We start from the raw sequence: 22,586 nt of genomic DNA, 5'->3' as shown, positions 1-22,586 counted from the left end.
GCGCCGACTCATGACTATTAAACTTAGTCACTAAGAAGACAGCGAGGATAACTACGATAAGGGCTAATACTAAACCAATGAGTTTACTTGTATTTTTCATGATTGATGTTCCTTTTCTGATAATTTACTAGGTTATTATAATATATAGACAGCTAAATTTTTCATTGAAGTCATAAACGGCCGTTTTTTCGTCATAATCAGAAAATAACATTTAAAATAAAAATACTATATACATCAAACTGCTATGGTTTTTGGAACAAGCATCTTAGCTACAATCTCTTTTTGTTTAGCTTTTGAAACCAAGCATGACTCTCCGTTTTCAAAATAAATAATACCTAACTCTTTGTCCAATCTCACAATGTTTTCGGGATTTACAACAAATGATTTATGGCATTTATATAGTCTGCAATCTTGTTTCACAATTTCTGACAATTGACCATAGAACTCGATCTGCTCTTCCGTTGTATGAAGAATCACCTTATGAACTGTTGGAGATGTTTCAAAATAAAGAATCTTATGAAAAGGAACTTGTATAGTTGCATTCTTTGTATCTACCGTAAAAGCACACTCTATTTGGCTAAGACCATTTTTAGAAAGTGCTAATCCAATATCAGAAATAATCCTATCTTCATATTCATTATCAGGCAAATTCTTATCAATAAAATCAAGTGCAGCTAAGCGATACTGAAAGGTTGAAGGTAGGAGTTCGGGATGTGCTGTGATGAAAACAATACTAGCATAAGGATCTCGCTCACGAATCTGTTGAGCAACCAATATTCCCCCTTCGATATCACTATCAGATCCAATATCTAGAAAAAAGAGTAAATGCGAGCCCCTTTCCGTAATACGCTCTAATAATTGATTGGGTTTATCGTATAAATTGACCTTCCCAATTCTTAAAATATATATTTGTTTAGACTTGTGGATGGCATCCTCAAGACGAGCTTGTTGAAAATAATCTTCTTCTAAAACAAAAATATCTAACATGCTCAATACCTCCGTTTTATAACATTTCCTTTCAATAACTTGATGAATTAGCTACTTATAGAACGAATCCCATACTTTCATCTTGATTCTACAACTTTCGCTAATTTACGGCAAATATTTTCAAAACATATTGAACAATATATTTATTCAACTCTTGAAACCAAAAAACACCACCCTCAAAAGAGAGTGATGTTACAACTCTTAAGAAATATCTACATAGCGTCTTGCACCGCTATAGGTTACATAAGACAACCAGGTGTGGCCATCAGCTGTAAGGACCTTGTCATAGCGAACGGACATGCCTTTATCATAGTAGGCTAACTCTGGGCTAGCAACACTTGGTTGTGCCTTGATAGAGCTAGGTTTGGTAAAGGTATAGGTGCCAGTTGCTGCTAGGCTTGGGCTTGCTGGTTGAGCAACTGCTGTTGCCTTACCATCAATAGCAATGTAACGGCGGTTGCCTCCATGGCTAACATAAGAGAGCCATGTATGACCATCTGCAGTCACCAATCTGTCATAGTTAACGGACATACCAGCATCATAGTAGGCCAACTCTGGACTTGCGACACTTGGTTCTGCTTTAATGCTAGAGCGTTCCTTGAAAGTATAGGTACCAGAAGATGGTGTACTTGGTTGAACTGGTTGTTCTACTGGTTTAGTCACACTTGTTGGTGCGATAGCCACATAGAAACGATGTCCTGAATAGCTGAGATAAGAAAGCCATGTATAGCCGTCATTATTGACAACCTTGTCATAGTTAACTGACATACCTGAATCATAGTAGCTAACATCAGGGTTGGCTACCAAAGGTTGATTCTTAATGCCAGAACGAGCAGTAAAGGTGTATGAACCTGAAGCTGGAAGATTGTGGCGGGTTGCATTTTGAACTGGAACAGTTGTGCTAGTGCCTCCGATACCTACCATCTTACCGTCTTGAACATAGTAGAGATGGACAATGTATTCGCCTGCTTCAGCCTTATGATCACTAACATTGATGCGAACCTTGTAGCTACCATCACTTTGTCTGTCAGCTTGGTGCCATACAAGATCATCTTGGCCGTCCTTAGCTGTCCATACTGGAACTCTTACGCCTTGGATAGCTTTATCTCCACCAGAAACATTAGTGATATGAACATCGAAACCGAGGTTAGAGAGATTTTCAATATTGATAGTACCACTTGGTTTGCTTTCTTGTTGAGCAAGTTTAGACACGGCTACATAACGGCGGTTGCCATTGTAGCTGAGGTAAGAAAGCCATTGGTAACCATCACCACTGACAATCTTGTCGTAGTTGACTGACATGCCAGCATCGTAGTAGGCCAACTCTGGACTTGCCACACGAGGTTCTGCCTTGATGCTAGAACGTTCTTTGAAGGTGTAAGTTCCTGCATCAGGAAGGCTATAGCTAGTAGTTGTATGAGTTTCTTCAACTTTGGCAGGAACTGTGTAAGTTGTACCACCCACACCAACTAATTTACCATTAGTTTCAACATAGTAAAGATGAACATTGTAGAGGCCACGTTCATTCTTGTGGTCAATTAGACTAACGTTAACCTTGTAGTTACCATTGTTAAGACGAGTCGCATTGTACCAGATGATATCATCTTGACCATTCTTTTCAGACCAGATTGGAACAGATACCCCAAGGACACCATTTTGATCTGAAACATTACTGATAACCACGCTAAAGTCACCATTGTTATGACTTTCAATAGAAATGTCGCCTCTTGGTTTAGCTACAGCCTCTGCAACAGCACCTAGGTCGACATAACGACGAGTACCACTGTACGAAGTATAAGAAATCCAACGGTGGTTGTCAGCAAGCAAAGATCTATCGTAGTTGACTGACATACCAGGATCAAAATTGAACTCAGTTTTAGCAGTCAAGCTAGGTTGGTTCTTCACATCTGCAGGTTTAGTGAAATAATAAGTACCACGTTCAGGGATGGTTTCATCTCTAGTCGCCTCAGTGTTGCTACTAGTATTTTCGGCCTTCAAAGCTGCGATATCAGCATAGTAGCGTTCATAGTCGTAACCAATGTAAGAAATCCATTGGTGATTATCTCTCTTCAAGACCTTATCATAAATAACATGGTCACCTGCACTAAAGACGAAAGTAGGTTTGATATCCATGACTGGAGCTGTACGAATTTCAGTAGTGCGACGGAAATAATAGGTGCCGTTTGATGGGATATCAAGAGAACCATCAGCAGTCACTGGACCATCCACACCTGGCTGACTAGCATTAGTTAAGACAGTACGAAGACTAGTATCGACAGCTTCACGGTCAGTACCTCTAACTTCTGCTACTTCTGAAGTTGCTGAACGGTTAGTCTCACTTGCTACTTCAGAGCTAGCTACTGATGACACTTCAGAACGTGGGCTAGCCACTTCTGATCTAGAAACAGTAGCAACAGCAGATGCAGAATGAGCAACCTCTGCCGGTACTTCCAAAGAAGCAGCCTCGCTAGCCACTACACTATTAGCTTCAGAAGAGGCAACCTCACTGCTAGCAAGCTTAGGTCTTGGCGCTTCAGATCTTGAAGCTGGTTGATTGAGGACATCGGTAACAGCTTCTGAAGTTGCCTGGTCGATTTGAAGTGGTTCAGAATTATTTACAAAAACTTCATAATCCTTGCTGGTACTTGTGCTGTTGGCTTGTTCCTGAGCCAAAGCATGTCCACCAAGCATCAAGCTCGCACCAATCAAGACTGATGCAGCTCCAAAAGAATATTTACGAATTGAGTAACGTTGACGTTCCTTAACAACATATGCCTTTCTCATTTTGATCACTCTCACTTTCTAGGCTGTTTGATAAACATTGGAACCGTTTTCATATTTCTATTATACCCCTTTGAAATATTTTTTACAATTATTTCAATATTATTACTAAAGTTTATTTTGTAGAAAATTGATATCTAATTCTTTCAAATAACTATAATTAAGAAAAACCCCAAGAACTACCTGAGGGCTTTTGCTACATCTAATTCCTTGACACATTAAGCAAATCTGAATAGATTAATTAATTCATTCTGAGTTGATTTGACTATAGGTATCAATCTAGTCTAACTCTGATTCATCATAGATGTATTCTTCTAAATGTTCAGTCACTGTAATCTCATCGCAGGAGCTAACATTTTGAAAGTCCTTAATGTAAACAATTTTATACTGATTTGGTAGAAGTACAGGAAAGGCAATTGGCTCACCATTCTTACACACGCGAAACATCTGAAAGCTATCTGTTACGTTACTAATAAAGACAAACGGAAACAAATGAGGACTGGGAGAATTCAAATAGTGATAGATACCCTTTAAGGTACCACTAGTACTTCTTACTTCTCCTTGTTCTTTTTGAGACATTTTTAAAGTGTGCTCCTTCTACTACTTGTGATTTCCTTTTCTTAAGTACTGAGAGACAATACCATTAATCTAATTTATTGTAAACATGCATCCGACCATATATCGCATCAGAACCGAAACGAATCTGTCCGTTACTATCAAAGAAAATTGGGTCACTGGTTGGTCCATCATTATGAGCAAAACCTGCTACATAACCGCCATCTTGAGCAAAACCATTAAAGAGCTGACTACTTGTATCACTATAACCACTTTCAGCACCAACACGGGTTACACTACCGGATGGGGATACTGTAATTGTGTCCCCTAAGTCATTTTGATAGGTACCAGCAACACTAGAGAAATCACCATTAGCCATTGCCGTAGCATCAACCACTGTGGTAGCTGGTGTTTGTTCCGCTGAAGCAGCTGGTTGTTCTGTAGGAGTTCCTTGATTTACTCCAGCTGTTTCTTCACTAGGATTTGTTGGAGCAACTTCTTGTTGAGTAGATCCAGCAACATTTCCGGCTGATGGTTGTGAAGCCGTTTCTCCAGAGGTTGCCTTTGAGACCTCTTCTGAACTAGAAGATTTTGTCTTTTGCTCAGACTTCTTCGTTTTTTCTTTTGAAGATGGTTTTGTCGATTTCACTTTCTGACTAACCTTACTAGAGCTCGATGTTAATGTAGCTTCCTTCTTGTTATTACCACATGCACCAAGTAATAGAACGGAAGTTAAAGCGAGTGCGGTTAAAGTTGTGAAACGTTTTGTAGCAGGTTTCATAATAATTCTCCTTTTTACTCTATTTTTTTAGACTGTGTCATTTTCAAAAATCTCAATGAAATAAGTTATATTCTTTAGTTCTTCTTATGGACATAATATACTGCATATTAGAAAAAAAGAACAGGACACGTATGTCCTGCTCTATTCTTTCATGGCATCTCTCATTTTCTCTGACATGATGTCAGCTAAAGAGGTATCTCCTAATAATCTAGCCAAGATTATCCCTTCTTGATAAGCCTTTTTAGCCTCAAAAATATCATTCTTTACAACATATAGATACTGTCCCTCTAGCATTCTCAAAATTGGTTTTTTCTGAAAATCTTGAGTTTCCTCCATAATACGATGCAGTTGATTGAATGCTACTTCCGATAAATGAAACTTTTTTCGTTCATATTCAACTATTGGAACCATTAATAAGGCATCCCTAAGTAAAAACAAATACTCCGTGGGAATATTATCATAACTATTTATTAGATTTCTACAAATGGTATAAAAGGTCCCTTCACTAAACCCATCTGACCTCATACTATCACCATCTCCTAACGAGATTTGATATAGTTCTATAAGTAGTAGATCATTGATAGTGTATACCCTTTTCTCACATAATGATGGTAAACTCTTCTCCAATATGCTCATACCAAATTTTTGGTGTGTCTTTGAAGTATATGAGTAAAGTTTTGACTGTAAGATATCAACAACCCTCTGTTCATCAGCAGGCAAATCATCATAATAGCTATCAATAATTTTACCCAGCTTTTCGTCTAGTTTCATTAGATTATTTGGCTTATCTAGACTAGTCGCATGCATCAATTGATATTTGAGATTGAGGTATTCTACCGGCAGCTTTGAGACTACAGTCCTCTCTCCAAGCAATTCCGATAAAGATATATTCAGACGTCTTGCCAAGTGCTCTAAGGTCTCTAATTTAGGTTGAGACTTCCCTGTTTCTATACGTGTCAATTGCCGTACTGATAAAACCTCATCCCCTTCACAAAATTTTTCTTTAGTGAGTCCTTGTGCTAATCTCAACTCTCTTAACCGATGACCAAAGTCTTGTCCAAACATCGCTAGCTCCCTTTTACTTGAAACTATTATAATTTTTATGATTTGTAATAGTATACCACCCAGTATTCACTATTTCAATTATGAAACGAAAATAATCATTACTTTCAATACCACTTACAAAGAAAAAAGATAGGATTTTCATCCTACCTTTTCAAGTTACTTTTATTGTATCACATCTTAGAGCTGTTCTGCTACTGCTGAAAGAAGATCTTGGATACCATTGGCATCGCTACCACCGGCCATGGCCATATCTGGTTTACCACCACCACGACCTGATACGATTGGTGCGAGAACCTTGATAACATTACCTGCGTGAACATCTTTAGACTTGCTTGCTACGAGGACATTAACTTTTTCGCCAATGTGAGCTGCAAGGACAAGGACATCAGAGTAGTCTGCTTGTTTCCATTGGTCCGCAAAGGTACGAAGGGCACCTGCATCAGAAACTTCTACTTGGCTAGCAATGTAACGAACACCGTTAGCTTCTTTAACATCTTTGAAGACGTCACCAGCTGCAGCTGCAGCTGCCTTTTCTTTAAGCGCAGCATTTTCTTTTTGAAGGGCATGCAATTGCTCTTGAAGGCTAGCAACCTTGTTAGGCACTTCTTTCAATTGTGGTGCTTTAAGTGTTGCTGCGATTGCTTTGAGGGCATCTTCTTCTTCACGGTAAGCAAGGTAAGCTTCACGTGATGTCACTGCCAAGATACGGCGTGTTCCTGAACCGATACCCTCTTCTTTGACAATCTTGAACATACCGATTTCAGCAGTGTTGGCAACGTGCGTACCACCACAAAGCTCAACAGAGTAATCACCGATTGAAACGACACGAACATTCTTACCATATTTTTCACCAAAGAGGGCCATAGCTCCCATTGATTTAGCAGTGTCAATGTCTGTTTCAATAGTTGTTACTGGAGTAGCTTTCCAGATTTCTTCGTTGACTTGTTCTTCGATAGCACGCAATTCTTCTGGAGTTACAGCCTCAAAGTGAGTGAAGTCGAAACGCAAGAATTCTTGTTCGTTAAGAGAACCGGCTTGAACAGCATGATCACCGACGATGTTATGAAGGGCAGCGTGCAAGAGGTGAGTCGCTGTGTGGTTCTTCATGACACGGTGACGACGTGTGTGGTCAATTTCAAGTTTGTAGTTAGCTCCTACAACAAGTTCACCTTCAACTTCAACAGTGTGAAGGGCTTGTCCATTTGGTGCACGTTGAACGTCAACCACACGCGCAACGACTGTACCAGCTGCATCTGAGATTGTACCGTGGTCTGCTACTTGTCCACCCATTTCAGCGTAGAATGGTGTTTGTTCAAAGACAAGGAGGGCTTGACCAGAGTTAACACTATCATGACGAGCATCATCAGCAACGATGACGCTCAAACGGCTTTCAGCAGTTTCCGCTTCATACAAGAACTCAGATGGTTCAGTGATGTTAGCGAGGGTTTCATTTTGCATCCCCATAGAACCACCTTTAACCACGCTAGCACGTGCACGGTCTTGTTGTTCTTTCATGGCAGCTTTGAAACCTTCATGGTCAATCTTGAAGCCTTCATCTTCAGCCAACTCTTCTGTCAATTCCACTGGGAATCCGTAAGTATCGTAAAGTTTAAAGATGTCTTTACCTTCAAGCGTATCTTTACCAGATTTCTTAAGGTTAGCAAGAAGCTCGTCAAGCATGCTTGAACCTGCATCGATGGTACGTGCAAAGGTTTCTTCTTCACGTTTAACAATCTTCTCGATAAAGTCTTTCTTCTCAAGAACTTCTGGGTAATAGCTTTCCATAATTTGACCAACAGTTGGAACAAGTTTGTACAAGAAAGCGTCAGAAATGCCGAGACGACGACCGTGCATTACGGCACGACGGAGAAGACGACGAAGGACATAACCACGACCTTCATTACCTGGAAGAGCACCATCACCGATGGCAAATGCCAATGAACGAATGTGGTCAGCTATAACCTTGAAGCTCATTGTGTCACCATCTGGATCGTAAGTTTTACCAGACATTTTTTCGATTTCACGAATAATAGGCATGAAGAGGTCTGTTTCAAAGTTTGTTTTAGCCCCTTGCATTACGGCTACAAGACGTTCAAGACCTGCGCCCGTATCAATGTTTTTATTAGGAAGTTCCTTGTATTCTGAACGTGGAACTGCTGGGTCTGCGTTGAATTGTGACAAAACGATGTTCCAAATTTCAATGTAACGATCGTTTTCAATATCTTCTTCAAGCAAACGGATACCAATATTATCAGGGTCAAAGTCTTCGCCACGGTCAAAGAAGATTTCAGTATCTGGTCCTGAAGGGCCAGCACCGATTTCCCAGAAGTTATCTTCAATTGGAATCAAATGACTTGGTTCAACACCGCAGGCAATCCAACGGTTGTATGAATCTTTATCATCTGGATAGTAAGTCATGTAAAGTTTGTCTTTTGGAAAATCAAACCACTCTGGGCTTGTCAAAAGCTCATAACCCCACTCAATAGCTTCATCACGGAAGTAGTCACCAACTGAGAAGTTACCAAGCATTTCAAACATAGTGTGGTGACGAGCTGTCTTACCAACGTTTTCGATATCGTTGGTACGGATAGCTTTTTGTGAGTTAGTGATACGTGGATTTTCAGGAATTACTGAGCCATCAAAGTATTTTTTCAAAGTGGCAACCCCTGAGTTAATCCAAAGAAGGGTTGGGTCGTTAACTGGAACCAAGTTAGCTGATGGTTCAACAGCGTGACCTTTTGATTTCCAGAAATCAAGCCACATCTGACGAATTTGTGCTGAAGTAAGTTGTTTCATTGTTTCTCCTTAATCAATTGTTTCTTATTTTGAGCTATTCTCGAGCATTTCCACATAGTCAATAGCGACACATAGGGAAATGGCTAAATCGGCATAAGTATTTTCATAAACGGTAACAGTATAGGTCGATGTTAGATGAAAGAGCTCCTTTTGAATCCTAGCAACTACCTGATCTTGACTATTAAGCAGTTGAAAATCCAGGTCCCAAATATTCCCCTCTATTCGCAAGCCAAGATTATCGACATCATACTTATCACGAAGAAAGGTTAATTTTTTACGAATGTAAAAACTCGAACCATCCTGTAAATCCACCGTAAATTTGGGTAAGAGACTAATAGGCTCCTTGGTGATATGACTGATCTCACGACCATCCTCGCCAAAAATCGTAAAGGTCTTTGGAATCTTAAAAAAGGATCCTTCAACCTGATAGGCAACTCTACCTTGATCATTCTTGATATCAAAGCGTTCACCACCCAATCGAAACTTCTGTTTGACAAAATAGGTTTTCATAAGCTACCTCCAATAATGTCATACATTCATTCAAAAAATACTAAAAGAATAAAAGACAAGGCCACTAAACGAAGGGCGACGTGAACCGCGGTACCACCTTCATTCAATGAACTTGTCATTCTTATTTGTCTTTAATTGTGAACTTTGAGTAGCAAGTAACCAAATTCGTCCATGGCTCGCAGCGACCGCCATTTTTCTGTATCAGAAGCGATGATTACCAATCTCAAAGGGAAGGCTAAAAATGTCATGATATTAGAACTTTTAGCCACTCTTCATTTTAACGTGTTTTAGGTCTTAGGTCAAGCTGATAATAGCATTATCAACTCTATCTTGTGATTTATTTGCTAGAGCTTGATGATGAACTTGATGAAGCCCCAGAACCAGTCACGTACTGGTCAAGAATTGCGCTGAAGGCCTTGTCTACAACTTTAACATTGTATTTCTTAAGGACCTTAGCAATCACTGAGTTAGTGAAGTTAGTATCAGCTTTCTTACCATTGATGATAACCTTAGTCAAATCATCCTTATAGTTTTTCCAATCTGCATTTTTCTCAGATTTTGAAACAGTTTTGACGATATAGTAAGTTGCAGCACCAGTTGAGCTGTTTGAAACAGTCACTACGTCAGAAACTGCATTAGCATCTTGTTTGAAGGCTGCTGTCAAAACATCCGCTGGGAAGTCTTGAGAAGCTGAGTTAACTGTCTTAGAAGCCACTTCCAAGCTGTTATCTTTAGCAACTTGTGAGAAGTCTGCTCCTTCTGCTTTAGCTTCAGAGTCTACCTTATCTGCCACTGCTTTATCAGTAGTTGAAACTACTTGTACCTCTGTATTTGGTGTGTAGTTATCATAGGCGGCCTTGTAATTTGCTTCAGTCAAATCTTTTTGTGCGGCTTGGTTAACAGCATACTCAACCAATTTTTGTGTACGGATTTGAGTACGGTATGACTCTTCTGTTTGACCATAGGCTGCAAGTACTTGTGAGAATTGATCTCCGTATTGTTCTGAAGCTTGCTTATAAGCTTTGTCAACGTCTTCTTTGCTGACTTTGCTACCATATTCTTTTTCAAGAGCCTTTTGCAAAGTTGCACTCAAAACACTTTGTTGTGTTTGGCTGCTACCTTTAAGTGAATCAAAGACATCACCGACAGTAACAGTATCACCTTTCATAGATACCAAAGTTGTTTCTTCAGTCGTTTTGTTACCTAGAGAAACATACATAGCACCTGCACCAACGAGAGCTGAAACAGCTACAAGGGCAAGACCTCCGAGGAAGCGGCCACCTGAGCTTGGTTTACCAGCATCACGTGTCTTTTTCGTTTTAGCACGTTTAGCTTTTTCTTTCGCTTTTTCACTAGCGAGGGCGATGCTTTCCTCTTCTTCTTTTTGGCGATCAAGATGCTCTTGTTCTGCGTCTTTGTCTGCTACAACCTCTTCAACAGTTTCTTCTGTCGACTCAAGGTTTTCATTTTCTTTAGCCATTCTATCTACTCCTTAAATTGTCAATATCTTTGTTATTATACCACACTTACTTAAATAATGCTTAATCTGGCAAGATAATATTTTCAGAATTTTTCCGAAGCATAAGAAGTCCGTCACTCATAGGTACCAAACTAGCAGTCAAACCAGGGTTATCTAAGGTCGCATCAAAAAGACGATGCAAACCACGGTAAATCGTACGCTGACCACGACGAACCTCCATGATGTCTTTGGCAATATCCCCCCCTTGGAAGATATCATCAAAGACAATGACACCACCTACCTTGAGACGTTTTAGGATTTCAGGCAGAAAGACGATATATTTAGACTTGGCTGAGTCCATAAAGACAAAATCATAATCAGTGTCCAAATCTTGCAAAACTTCTGCTGCATCACCTTCAACTAAGGTAATTTGTTTGCGACTGTCATACTTGGCTAGATTTTCCTTGGCAAAGCCAATCATTTCTTCATTACGATCAACCGTCGTAATCTGAGCATCAGGGGCGGACTCAGCCATAAGAAGAGCTGAAAAACCAATAGCCGTTCCTACCTCAAGGATTTTCTTAGGCTGCAAGGTCTGTAACAAAAATCGGAAATAAGCAACAACTTCGTGCTGAATAATTGGAATATTTTCCTTACGAGCAAAGGCCTCCAGCTCAGCCAAATGCCCTTTATTTTCCTGAAGATGCGTTCGCATGTAATCCACGATATCCTTGTTTACTACTGGGCGACGCATGTTGTGATTTGCGTTTTTACTATATGATTTAACCATGTGTTTTATTATATAAAAAATCCCTAGCGAGTGCTAGAGATTTTTCTTATCTATAACTCAAATCCTCATCATTAGACTACTTGACGAATAACCCTCTTTTTCAAGAGGTAAGCAATAACTAAAGCTACCACGTAAAGAGCAATAAAAACAAGCAAGGTCATCTGGTAAGATTTTGTCAATTCATAGGTTACCGACAGGAGCATTGGTCCCACCAAGGCTGCCATAGCCCAGGCAGTCAGAATATAACCATGAAGGGTAGCCAACTCCTTTGCCCCAAAGATATCGCTAAGGTAGGGAGGAATCAAGGAGAATCCTGCCCCGTAGCAAGTCATCAGAACAGCCATCGCAACCACAAAGACAAGTGGAACTTGCAGGACAATTAGGAGGATAGCCATAACGATATTAACCACAAAGAGGAGGATAAAGGTCTTCGGACGCCCAATATAATCCGACAAGCCTGCCCACAGAAGGCGACCAAAACCATTAAAGATTCCCATAACACCGACAACAACTGCTGCTGATTCCGCTGACATCCCAACCATATCTTGAGCCATTGGAGAAATTGCAGAGACAAGGGCTAAGCCACATGAAATATTGATAAACAAGATAAGCCATAACCAGTAGAAAGTTGACGATTTCAGAGCTTCATTAGCCGTAATTCCCTTGCTTAAATCAGCAGCTTGACGGTTCGGACTCTTGTCAGCCAACAGTTGTGCTTCCTCTACACTTGGTCGTTTAATGAATTGTGAGACAAAAAGCATCACAATAAAATAAACAACTCCCAAGATATAAAAGGTCTGCTCAACACCACGTGCCTGAATCAGATATTGGGCAATAGGGCTGGTCAAGAGCGATGCAAAGCCAAAGCCCATAATGGCAAGACCAGTCGCAAGCCCACGCTTGTCAGGAAACCACTTAATGATGGTTGAAACAGGCGTAATATACCCCACACCCAGTCCTAGACCACCAAGAATACCGTAACCAAGATAAAGTATCCACAGCTCTCCCTGAGCAATGGCAACTCCTGTTAGAATGTTACCTCCGGCATAGAGAACAGCCGACATACTCCCAGTCACTCTAGGACCAAATTTTTCAACCAAACGTCCCATGAAGGCTGCAGAAAGACCAAGACAAAAGATGGCCAATGAAAAGGCAAAAGAAACTGAAGATTGATCCCAGCCAGTCTGGGCCATAATAGGATTACGATAGATACTCCAAGCATAGGTAGACCCCAACATAAGATGGAGTAAGACACCACACGTTGCTACAAGATAACGATTGGTTGTTTTCACAAAAACCTACTTTCTATATCTGAACACTGTTCACTTATCAATTGTAAAACGTTAGGTTTTTAGTCTATCATGAATATAAATAAGGAGCTATAAATATGCTTATCAGCTATTTTCCGTAGCAATTAGGGATTGTATACTGTAAACGTTCGTTTTTTAGATGTAAAAAGAACCACTCTTATTCAGAATGATTCTTTCATATAGTATAGTAACTTCTTTTTAAGAAAGGTGAACACCTTTTTCAACCAAGGCTTCCAATTCAACGAGACGGTCTTCAAAAACTTTGAAGGCAGCATCCAAGTAGTCGGTATTGGTCATATCAACACCAGCTTTCTTGATAACTTCCAAAGGATAATCTGAGCTTCCCGCCTTAAGGTAAGTAAGGTAAGCTTCTTTATCCTCCTCAGTACCGTGAACAATTTTTTCAGCCAAGTAGCTTGCTGCTGCAAACCCTGTAGCGTATTGGTAGACATAGTAATTCATGTAGAAATGCGGAATACGTTCCCACTCAAACTGAATTTCGTAGTTATCTTCAGCTTTAAGGTTATAGTATTTCTCATTGAGGTCTGCGTAAAGTTTATTCATGAAGTCGGCTGTCAAGATTTGACCAGATGCATCTGCTTCATGGATAGCATGCTCAAACTCAGCAAATTGGGTTTGACGGAAGACAGTTCCCTTGAAACCATCCAAATAGTGGTTAAGAATAGCAAAACGTGTTTTGTCATCTTTTACCTCTTTAAGAAGCGTTTCTGTCAAGATATTTTCATTAGTTGTAGACGCAATTTCTGCCAAGAAGATTGGGTAATCTCCATAAACATATGGTTGTGTCTGACGTGTGAACGTTGAATGCAAGCTGTGGCCTGTCTCGTGAACCAAGGTAAAGAGATTGTCCAGAGTGTCTTGCCAGTTCAAAAGCATGAAAGCATTTGTATCATAGGCACCACCTGAGTAGGCACCTGAGCGTTTTCCTTTGTTAGGGTGAACGTCAATCCAACGTTCCGTAAAGGCTGCATGAACCCCTTTACTATACTCTTCACCAAAGATTGCCAAGACTTCTTCTGCTTTCTTGAGAGACTCTTCATAAGTAAGAGCAGTCTCAGTCTCAGAAAGTGGTGTGTAGACGTCATACATCTTAAGCTCGTCAAGCCCCAAGACCTTCTTACGCAAATCAAGGTAACGGTGCAAAAGTGGCAAATGCTTATTCACTGATTCCAAGAGTGAGTCATAAACACTCTCTGGAATAAAATTAGCCGCAAGTGCTGCATGACGTGCCGAATTATAGTGACGAACTTTGGCTTGGTAATTGTGAACCTTAACAACGCCTTGAAGTGTTTGTGCATAGGTATGTTGGAACTGCTCGTAAGTACCGTACATCGCTTCATAAGCACCCTTACGAATGTCACGGTCCTTAGATTCCATGAGGGTGATAAAGTTACCATGTGTCAACTCAACCACATCCCCTTGGCCATCTGATACCCATGGGAAGAGGATATCAGCATTATCCAAGACATTAAAGGTATCCGTTGGACCGTTGAAAATATCACCGGCTGCTGCCAAGAGTTCTTCCGCTTCTTGAGAAAGAACGTGATCCTTGTTGGCCAAAAGACGTTCGAAATAGTGGTCATAAAGTCCAAGACCTGGCTCTTGTTCTTTAAATTCAGCTAATTTCTTATCATCCAAGGCCATAAATTCAGGCTCAAAGTAAGCAAAGGCTTCACTCAACTGTGAATAAAGGTTTGAGGCCTTTGCTTGGTACTCTTGATACAGACCTACTGTTGTGTCTTGGTCATTTTTCATTGACGCATAGACATAGATTTTCTCCAAGCGACGCATAAGGCTCATATAAAGTTCTGTTGCCTCAAGCAAGTTCTTAGCAGAATCCAAGAGATGACCTGCATAAGCACTAGCCTTCCTCAAATCCTGAACAGTGCTTTCATATTCGGTCTCCCAATCTGCATCTGTCGCAAAAATGGTCGTCAAATCCCAAGTGTATTTTTCTTCTAAATGAGTACGATTGTCTGACATAATATTCTCCTTAATTGTGTCTATTCTTTTCTATTTTAGCATAAAAGGTGGGAGGGTAGAGAGTTTGTCGATAAGAAAAATGACTTTTTCGATAATATTGCTTAAAAAGCTTTTCAAAACCTTCAAGTGACTGTCTAATTTGTACAAAACCCTGCCTAGATTCAGGAAATCTTACTTGTGGGAAAAAATCCTGATCAGACAGACATAACAAATTCATTCCTCTAAGATAGGCTTCTTCCTGCCTTCTCATCCACCTTGGATTTTTCCCCATTAATTCCCGTTGAATCACATGTGAGACTTTCTTTCGCTGAGTCACTTGATAGGTCTCAACCTTTTCTGCTTGATAAGGATAACGTAGAACTGCCATCAGATTTTCGGTTAAAGGCCAGGTCTTAGTTAAGTAATAGACTTTCCCAAAAATATCCTCATAGATGAGATACTTAAGTCTAATTTCCTCTTTCTTCCAATCAAGCTCCCATAGATGAAATCCTATCTTAGCCGTAAAATAGAGAAAGTCCCGCTGTAAGTCTGTTAAACGCCGTCCCAACCATAGGTCTTCCCCCAAAAGCCAACGCACTTCATAACCTGTTTGGTGATAGGCGCGTGTCCTCTCTCTCAAACGTTGCTGAGATAAACGAGAACACTGAACTTCCAGAGCCAGGGAATCGCCAACAAATAAATCTGCAATTTGCCCCATCTCGGACAAAACCTTTTCAATACGTACTTTTTCACCATGATTAACCAAAGATTTATATAAGGCTGCCTTAAGGGATAAATGTTGGGCCGATTCATTCTCCGAGAAGAACTGACAATCTTGCAAAGACTTATGAGCAAAATGTGGACACATGACTTGACCATGTCTCAATAGGACAACTCCCTGACAGCCCGGACAGCAATAGGATTCCTCACGATTCAAACTAGTTTCTAGAGCTGAAACGAGGTTTCCCTCCGGATTTTTTGCAATTAACACGACACCCTCCTTCATGCACTCTCTTACTTATTCGCAAAAGAACTCACAAAATAAAAAAACATCTAGATTACTCTAGATGCGTCCCCCATTCAAACTGAAACTTGCTCCCTGCTGTATGGAAACTTAGGTTCATAGGTGTATTGCTTACCTTGGGATACAAGTGCCGCTCAGTCCATTTGATCTCTTTTCAACAATCCCAATACCTAAAGGAAAATCCCCCAACTTTCCTTGGTACCAGGACCTTGAAAACAGTTCCTATTCCACACGACCTTTAAAAATAGTCAATGTAGCATAGACAGATGCTCTCACAAACATCTAGTCAAATTCCGTCGCTAAAACATCATCCCAATATGCTTCTTACCTTTTTGTTCCTGAATCTCAACTTGAACTTAATCCCTCGAGTTCACGTTGTGATAAAACAATTTTTTGACTTTTTGAAATGTAAAGTCTTTATTTACTAACATTGAACCACCATTTCCCTAGGTGCAGTTCAATACCAACAAACGCAAAACCGTGTTGGTCCAAAATGGTTTCTAGTCAAGAGTATCTTATGATTGATAGTCAGTCAATCTGAAAAGCTTTCCCTCTAGCTTCTTGACGCAGAACGTCTTACTGCTTACAAGATACTATTTCCTAGAAGAGTATTGGCTAAAAACGCCACTCTCAAAACATACCATCTATCAGTCATTAGGTTTAATCCACCTTCTGATAGGTATATTAGCAGTTACTGCTTTATTTTCTTTCCCTCTTCGCTTTTGAAGATTAGTCTCTACCGATTCTGCTGTTTTTGAATCTGTCGTTTGCTCTACACGGATTAAAAATACCGCTAGCTCCCGCTACGATGATGCTGATGTTTTAAATCGATTAATCTGATTTGTTTGCTGTTTAAATCTTCTCTTTTTAAATCATCACAATGAAACATTGGAATTTGATAACCTAGAATTCTAGATTCTAAGCTAGTCTTTTTTGACCAGGGAGTCACCCTGCCAAAAAACAAACTCTTCCTAACACAATCTATTATACTGTATTATAATTTTTTGTCAATTAATTTATTTCATATTTTTTGAAAATAATATTTAGACCCTTGTTTCTTACATGGTTAACTATAGAGAAAAGCCTATATTATAGGCCTTATTTGCAGTTTTGAAAAAATTAGAAAATGTATATCATTTTTTCTTTTTTGAGTCTAAATCAAGTAGCTTTACTAAATGTCAGAAATTTTCATCTTTCTTATTCCTAGCTAACTTGATTCTTCCAAACTAAAAAAGCTAGGAAAATTTCCTAGCTTTTTTATGTATTATCTTAGTGTTTACGTTTGTAAGTTGAGATACCGAACAAGGCCAAAGCTGATGTCACCATAGCTGCACCTGCTGCTGCAGAAGCTACTGTTGATTTTTCACCAGTAGCTGGAAGAGCTGGAGCTTCTTCTTTTACAGGTGCTGATGTTGGTGTTACAGGTTTACCTGGTGTAGGTTCTGTTGGAGTTGTTGGTACTTGAGGTTTTGGTTTCTCAGTTGTTTCTTCAACAGATACAAAGTTTTTGTGGTAAGTAACTGACGCTGAAACAGTATTTGGAAGAACTGGTTTATTTGGTTCTTCTGGCAATTCAGGAACAACTACTGTTGAGTTAGTTGCGAACCAGTAAGCAGTTGGAACGTTAAGGTTATTTCCGCTTACGATGAAGTCCATTGGTTCACCCTTGAAGATTGTTGCAGCAGCACCATAGTAGGCATTCTTCGTACGAGGTGTTCCATCTGGGTTAATCGCATCCCAACCTTCATCAGTCACTTCACCAGTTGTTGGGTCTACTGTTGAGTCACTGTTAAAGCGTGAACCGTTAGCCACAAATTCGTTATCATTTGTTGCATAAGCATAACCATCTTCATGCAAAGTGATAGATGAACCAGGGATTTGAACGTATTCATTACCATTCAAACCAACTTTTTCAATGTGGTTTCCAAGCTCAGTGTTCCAGTGGTTAAGTGATGAGATACTCAAAACTGATCCATTCTTAGACAAATCAAGTGGTGTCACTGATGACTCAGTTTCAAAGAAGTTCAAGTTCATCTTAACATGAAGTTTTTTGTTAGTGTCGTCAGTTTGTGAACCAATGAAAAGTGTCTTCGTTGGATCGTGGTACAACTTAACAATGGCTGAACCATCTGTACTTGGTGTTTCTACCAAAGTGTAAGTTGCAACGATTTTCTTAACTGGAGTACCATTGAATGATGTTCCGTTTAGATTGTTGTATGTTACAGTCAACGTTTGACCTGTAGCCATCTTCAACCATACATCTTCAGTATATTCACCATCAGCATTGATAGTGTACTGTGTACCGTTAGCTGCACTGAAGTCACTTGGAATGTAACGAGATGTGTTGAATTGTTCAAGGATTTCATCTACTGAGTGACCTGATTGGATTGTTTTATCCAAGTAGTCAACTGAACCTGCTGAGTTTTCAACAGTCATAGTAGCATTAGATTCTGTTTTATAAATCAAGCCAGTGGCATTTTCAGCCAAGCCCTTTGTCAAAAGACGAGCTGTTGTTCCACCAGTATATTCCTTGTATGATTTTTCCCAAGCAGCATAAGCAAGAACGTCTTGGTAGTATTTGTCCAATTGTGTTTTGTAATCTGCAAGTTTTTGATTATATTCTGAAACCGCAGTTGTCAAAGCTGTTGTTTGAACTTTGTTATCATTGTTAGCAGCTTCGACGCTAGTGTGTTTAACACCTGCTTCTTCTGTAGCTGTGAATCCTCCTGTTGCAACAACATTTGCTTTAGCAGATGTAAGAGCTGCATCAGCTTCTTCACGAGTCAATTTATTTTCAGAAACAACTGTATTTGAAGCTTCTTGAGCATCTTTAGCTGCTTGATCTTGAACAGCTTTAACATCAGCAGAATCTTTTGATGCTGCTGCAGTCGTTGTTGCAGCTTCAACAGCGTTATTAAAGTCAGGATTTGAAACTTCAGCAATAGCTTTAGTTGTTGTTTTTACAGTAGTATCTGTTTCAGTAGTAGTTTTTTCTTCTGTTCCAGGTACTGTAGTGACAACTGCTGCATCACCTGTTGTTTTAACAAGATTAGCACTTGATTCTGCAGTCGTATTTGATACGGTTGCATCAGTATCAATAGTTGCTGTTACATCTTTAGCTTCATCCGCAGCTGCTACGCTTGTAGCCGCGAGTCCTGCAAGCAATACGCTTGAATACAATGTTGTTTTAAATGGATTGACTTTCATTTACACTTTCTCCTTCTTGGTTAACATTTTATTAACCTATTTTCTTCACCGTTTAATATACTACCTTGATTTTCAAAATTTGGCAATAGTTTTCTGAAAAAAATATTATATATTTGCTACACGTTTTTAAAATTTGACACACTTTTGTTATAATTCAATCATTTCTTTACAATTAATTGTAATTCGTAAGGGGGTCATAGAGTTTTCACTTATTACTTTCTTACAGCCGTTCATTTTTTTCTCATAAAGGACTGTTTCTAAGATAGCATATGTTTTCTACTATATTCGGGTTATCATGAAGTGACCTCTTCATTACTAAAAACACATAAAAAACACCTTCAAGACCTTGACTTTAAGCGTTTTTCGTAGTACGCTTGAAAAAATGTTAAGAAAGTTGGGGGACTTTTCAATGACAAAAAAAGAAATGAGATTGCTGATTCTTCTTGGGGTTAGTTTTATATTAGCAAACCTTGTACTTCGTTTGCTTCTTAAGCCTTTGCCTGAGAATATAGCTTATCTCATTAAAACACTTGGCCTTATGTGTCTATACTATTTCCTCGTACAGAGACGCCTTGGATTAAAGATCAAATCGACTAAAAAGATAAGTTGGTCTGAAACCTTAGGGGTTTGTTGGTTTCTTCTTTTGGCAGATTTCTTCTATGTTTCTGCGGTTGCTTTTGGGATCAGTAAAGCACCTCACATGATAGGAACTGCCTTGGTTATTGCCTTAGGAGCCGGTTTTTTTGAGGAATATTTTTTTCGTGGACTTTTCCTTAAACTCGCCTTCCAAGATGGTATTAGATCTTCAAAACAGGTTTTAGGAGTCGTTTTCTTATCTGCCATAATTTTTGGACTAGCCCATCTTGGAAACCTCACTCACCAGCCCTTGAACGCTACCTTGTTCCAGGTTTATTATGCGACAGCTATAGGAATATTCTTTGCTGCTATTTACCTACGTACTGGTAGCCTCTGGTGGACTATTATTCTGCACTGTTTGGTTGATTTTGCCAGTGTCCTTCTCTCGCAATCAACACAGGCTGCACCAGCTACAAGTATCTGGCATTTCATTTTCTGGCTACCTTTAATTGCCCTAGGACTCTTCCTTATTCGTCCTAAAAAATTGAAAGCCATTAGATATCTTAATGACTAATATTTCAAACTGCATCCCACAAGTTAGATTTTTGGTGTCTAACCAGGGGATGCAGTTTTTCATTTATCAGCACCACATTCTTACAACTTATCTCAATTTCCATTATTACTCCAAAAACGATTTAATCATAGAAATTTCATATCAGGTCTTCATCTATTCCTATCAGAATTTTGCTGATTTTAGACTTCTCATTTTGTTATAATATGACCTACAATCATATTTTTCAAAGGGGATGCTTATGAATTTTCAACAATGTCGCTATGTTCAGACTATCGCTGAAACAGGGTCTTTTAGTAAGGCTGCCAAAAAACTCTTTTTGACTCAGCCTAATCTCTCAGCATCCATCCGTGATTTAGAGGAAGAACTTGGAGTCCAACTCTTTGAGCGTTCCAATACAGGAGCCAAACTAACTGATGACGGTCATGATTTTCTCAAATACGCCAAACGTATTCTTGGAGAGTTAGATCTCCTAGAGGGACGCTACCGTAAATCATTCAAGAAATCATTCACTGTTGCCAGTCACCACTACGATTTCTTATCACTTCCCATGGCTCACATTGCCCAACGTTTTCGTAGTGACTATCAAGAATTTCAACTGATTGAAACAACAACTAGAAAGATTCTCAAAAGCGTTGAAAGCTTCGAAAGTGACCTGGGGATTATTTATCTAGATGAAGACAACGACCATATCCTAGAACGCAGTTTTCAACACATGGATCTGACTTTCACCCCACTTGGAGAGTTTGAAACTAAGATTTTCTTAGGTCGCCAACATCCCCTAGCCCACAAAAAATCCCTCAATCTCAAAGATTTAGAGGGATATCCACAGGTCCGCTTTCGTCAAGAAAGCTCTGGAATCCATTTTGACGAAGATCCTCTCGAGGTTCTGCCTGACCAACAAGTGATTTACAGTAATGACCGAGGCAGTGTCATGAATTTGCTCTGTGCCTCAGATAGTTACGCTTCTGGTCTCGGTATTGTTAATAGTTTCATTAAGGACCAAATTGTTTTACTTCCACTAAAGAACAGTCCAAAGCACACCTTGGGTTTTGTGACCAATAATAAACAGAAACAATCCGCAATTATTCAAGCATTTATCGAGGAAATTCAGGATAGCTTACTACCCCACCACTAAGGAGAAGAAAATGGAATTTCAAACACTTAATAATGGCATCAAAATACCTGTCCTTGGTTTTGGTGTCTGGCAAATTTTCGATCAAAAAGAATGTCAAAAAGCCGTTGAAGATGCTCTTTCTGTCGGCTATCGTCTGATTGATACAGCCAGTCTTTACCGTAACGAGGAAGCCGTGGGACGTGCTATTAAGGCATCTGGTATCCCTCGCGAGGATATTTTCCTGACTAGCAAAGCCTGGATTAGCCAGCTTGGCTACGAAGATACCAAATTAGCCCTAAAAGAAACACTTCGCAAACTAGATACTGACTATCTTGATTTATATTTGATTCATCAACCTTTTGGCGACTTACATGGTGCCTGGCGTGCTATGATTGAGCTTAAGCATGAAGAACTTATTAGAGCCATTGGTGTTTCTAACTTCTCAACAGGGCGTTTGGCGGATTTTGCCTTGCAGACACCTGTAATTCCAGCAGTCAATCAAATCGAGTTGCATCCCTATAAACAACACAAACTGATTCAGAAAGCTGATAAGGAATTTGGTACCCTAACGCAAGCCTGGGCTCCTTTTCATAGAGGAGAGGATGGTATTTTTCAGGACCCAACTCTGACTGCTATCGCTGAAAAACATGGCAAGACAGTTGCCCAGGTCATCCTCAGATGGCAAACCCAACAAGGCATTCTGACCATTCCTAAGAGTACCCATATCGAACGGATGAAGGAAAACTTTAATAGCTTTGACTTCCACCTAGACCAAGCAGACCTTGACGCTATCAGTAAACTAGACCGACACCCAAATGCTTATGGACCTGATGAAAGTGTGGAACGCATTAAGCATTTATTGAAATATAGTGTATAAAAAAACGAGTTCGACTGAACTCGTTTTCTTATACACTAGGTCCTCTTAAGACTTCCCTTAAGAGTAGATGTTTTCCGATTTTAAGGAAGCAAAACTACCGAGCGCTCAACAAAGATCTGTTTCAAGCGCTTTAGTCACAACTGAAGATTAGTAAAAAACAGTTTCTCAATTCAAAAAATTGATAAACTGTTTTTTAT

At 39.6% G+C, this 22,586-nt stretch carries 17 protein-coding genes and 1 pseudogene; 3 read left to right on the top strand and 15 right to left on the bottom strand.

Translation table 11 applies throughout. The features are described 5' to 3' along the window. The 15 genes and pseudogenes from AX663_RS10520 to AX663_RS09850 form a co-directional block, all read right to left on the bottom strand. A pseudogene (locus AX663_RS10520) lies at positions 1-100 on the bottom strand (transcriptional regulator); the annotation flags it as partial. 134 nt (positions 101-234) lie between these two features. Beyond that, entirely contained in the window at positions 235-987 is a 753-nt protein-coding gene (locus tag AX663_RS09910; protein WP_060973375.1) for a LytR/AlgR family response regulator transcription factor, read from the bottom strand. 201 nt (positions 988-1,188) lie between these two features. After that, complete coding sequence (locus AX663_RS09905; protein WP_060973380.1) at positions 1,189-3,771, bottom strand: SH3 domain-containing protein; 2,583 nt, start codon at positions 3,769-3,771, stop codon at positions 1,189-1,191. 276 nt (positions 3,772-4,047) lie between these two features. After that, positions 4,048-4,347, bottom strand: coding sequence for a hypothetical protein (locus tag AX663_RS09900; protein WP_060973374.1), 300 nt, complete (start codon positions 4,345-4,347; stop codon positions 4,048-4,050). A 64-nt stretch (positions 4,348-4,411) separates the two neighbouring features. Then, complete coding sequence (locus tag AX663_RS09895; protein WP_038675425.1) at positions 4,412-5,104, bottom strand: DUF6287 domain-containing protein; 693 nt, start codon at positions 5,102-5,104, stop codon at positions 4,412-4,414. A gap of 141 nt (positions 5,105-5,245) precedes the next feature. Beyond that, on the bottom strand, positions 5,246-6,169 hold the full coding sequence (locus AX663_RS09890) for a helix-turn-helix domain-containing protein (protein ID WP_060973373.1): 924 nt from the start codon (positions 6,167-6,169) through the stop codon (positions 5,246-5,248). A 177-nt stretch (positions 6,170-6,346) separates the two neighbouring features. Further along, the gene (alaS, locus tag AX663_RS09885; protein WP_060973372.1) at positions 6,347-8,965 is read right to left on the bottom strand and encodes an alanine--tRNA ligase; all 2,619 of its coding nucleotides are present in this window, start codon (positions 8,963-8,965) and stop codon (positions 6,347-6,349) included. Positions 8,966-8,989: 24 nt separating this feature from the next. Beyond that, the gene (locus AX663_RS09880) at positions 8,990-9,475 is read right to left on the bottom strand and encodes an LURP-one-related/scramblase family protein (protein ID WP_060973371.1); all 486 of its coding nucleotides are present in this window, start codon (positions 9,473-9,475) and stop codon (positions 8,990-8,992) included. A gap of 131 nt (positions 9,476-9,606) precedes the next feature. Continuing rightward, positions 9,607-9,744, bottom strand: a complete 138-nt coding sequence (locus tag AX663_RS10660; RefSeq protein WP_156430783.1) for a hypothetical protein — start codon at positions 9,742-9,744, stop codon at positions 9,607-9,609. 68 nt (positions 9,745-9,812) lie between these two features. Then, entirely contained in the window at positions 9,813-10,955 is a 1,143-nt protein-coding gene (locus AX663_RS09875) for a peptidyl-prolyl cis-trans isomerase (RefSeq protein WP_060973370.1), read from the bottom strand. A 61-nt stretch (positions 10,956-11,016) separates the two neighbouring features. Further along, on the bottom strand, positions 11,017-11,724 hold the full coding sequence (locus AX663_RS09870; RefSeq protein WP_060973369.1) for an O-methyltransferase: 708 nt from the start codon (positions 11,722-11,724) through the stop codon (positions 11,017-11,019). Between the two features lie 71 nt (positions 11,725-11,795). Beyond that, the gene (locus AX663_RS09865; RefSeq protein WP_060973368.1) at positions 11,796-13,016 is read right to left on the bottom strand and encodes an L-lactate MFS transporter; all 1,221 of its coding nucleotides are present in this window, start codon (positions 13,014-13,016) and stop codon (positions 11,796-11,798) included. 216 nt (positions 13,017-13,232) lie between these two features. Then, on the bottom strand, positions 13,233-15,038 hold the full coding sequence (gene pepF / locus AX663_RS09860) for an oligoendopeptidase F (RefSeq protein ID WP_060973367.1): 1,806 nt from the start codon (positions 15,036-15,038) through the stop codon (positions 13,233-13,235). Positions 15,039-15,048: 10 nt separating this feature from the next. Then, a complete protein-coding gene (locus AX663_RS09855; protein ID WP_060973379.1) occupies positions 15,049-16,008 on the bottom strand; it encodes a competence protein CoiA in 960 nt (319 codons plus the stop codon). Positions 16,009-17,310: 1,302 nt separating this feature from the next. Continuing rightward, positions 17,311-19,248 carry a GbpC/Spa domain-containing protein gene (locus AX663_RS09850; protein WP_060973366.1) on the bottom strand — a complete coding sequence of 646 codons (1,938 nt, stop codon included), beginning with the start codon at positions 19,246-19,248 and terminating at the stop codon, positions 17,311-17,313. 409 nt (positions 19,249-19,657) lie between these two features. Between AX663_RS09850 and AX663_RS09845 the strand changes: the two genes are divergently transcribed. From AX663_RS09845 to AX663_RS09835, 3 genes are all read left to right on the top strand, one after another. Beyond that, positions 19,658-20,398: a CPBP family intramembrane glutamic endopeptidase gene (locus AX663_RS09845; RefSeq protein WP_060973365.1), complete on the top strand. Its 741-nt coding sequence runs from the start codon at positions 19,658-19,660 to the stop codon at positions 20,396-20,398. Between the two features lie 238 nt (positions 20,399-20,636). Beyond that, complete coding sequence (locus AX663_RS09840) at positions 20,637-21,533, top strand: LysR family transcriptional regulator (protein ID WP_002885507.1); 897 nt, start codon at positions 20,637-20,639, stop codon at positions 21,531-21,533. Positions 21,534-21,543: 10 nt separating this feature from the next. Then, positions 21,544-22,389, top strand: coding sequence for an aldo/keto reductase (locus tag AX663_RS09835; protein ID WP_060973364.1), 846 nt, complete (start codon positions 21,544-21,546; stop codon positions 22,387-22,389). Positions 22,390-22,586 lie beyond the last annotated feature (197 nt).

The organism is Streptococcus sp. CCH8-H5 (assembly GCF_001556505.1).
Taxonomy (GTDB): domain Bacteria; phylum Bacillota; class Bacilli; order Lactobacillales; family Streptococcaceae; genus Streptococcus.
This window is presented reverse-complemented; position numbering and strand designations above follow the sequence as displayed.

Coding starts and splice junctions, on each gene's coding strand:
- AX663_RS09910 (WP_060973375.1), bottom strand. CDS start 987: ATGTTAGATATTTTTGTTTTAGAAGAAGATTATTTTCAACAAGCTCGT.
- AX663_RS09905 (WP_060973380.1), bottom strand. CDS start 3,771: ATGAGAAAGGCATATGTTGTTAAGGAACGTCAACGTTACTCAATTCGT.
- AX663_RS09900 (WP_060973374.1), bottom strand. CDS start 4,347: ATGTCTCAAAAAGAACAAGGAGAAGTAAGAAGTACTAGTGGTACCTTA.
- AX663_RS09895 (WP_038675425.1), bottom strand. CDS start 5,104: ATGAAACCTGCTACAAAACGTTTCACAACTTTAACCGCACTCGCTTTA.
- AX663_RS09890 (WP_060973373.1), bottom strand. CDS start 6,169: ATGTTTGGACAAGACTTTGGTCATCGGTTAAGAGAGTTGAGATTAGCA.
- alaS (WP_060973372.1), bottom strand. CDS start 8,965: ATGAAACAACTTACTTCAGCACAAATTCGTCAGATGTGGCTTGATTTC.
- AX663_RS09880 (WP_060973371.1), bottom strand. CDS start 9,475: ATGAAAACCTATTTTGTCAAACAGAAGTTTCGATTGGGTGGTGAACGC.
- AX663_RS09875 (WP_060973370.1), bottom strand. CDS start 10,955: ATGGCTAAAGAAAATGAAAACCTTGAGTCGACAGAAGAAACTGTTGAA.
- AX663_RS09870 (WP_060973369.1), bottom strand. CDS start 11,724: ATGGTTAAATCATATAGTAAAAACGCAAATCACAACATGCGTCGCCCA.
- pepF (WP_060973367.1), bottom strand. CDS start 15,038: ATGTCAGACAATCGTACTCATTTAGAAGAAAAATACACTTGGGATTTG.
- AX663_RS09850 (WP_060973366.1), bottom strand. CDS start 19,248: ATGAAAGTCAATCCATTTAAAACAACATTGTATTCAAGCGTATTGCTT.
- AX663_RS09845 (WP_060973365.1), top strand. CDS start 19,658: ATGACAAAAAAAGAAATGAGATTGCTGATTCTTCTTGGGGTTAGTTTT.
- AX663_RS09840 (WP_002885507.1), top strand. CDS start 20,637: ATGAATTTTCAACAATGTCGCTATGTTCAGACTATCGCTGAAACAGGG.
- AX663_RS09835 (WP_060973364.1), top strand. CDS start 21,544: ATGGAATTTCAAACACTTAATAATGGCATCAAAATACCTGTCCTTGGT.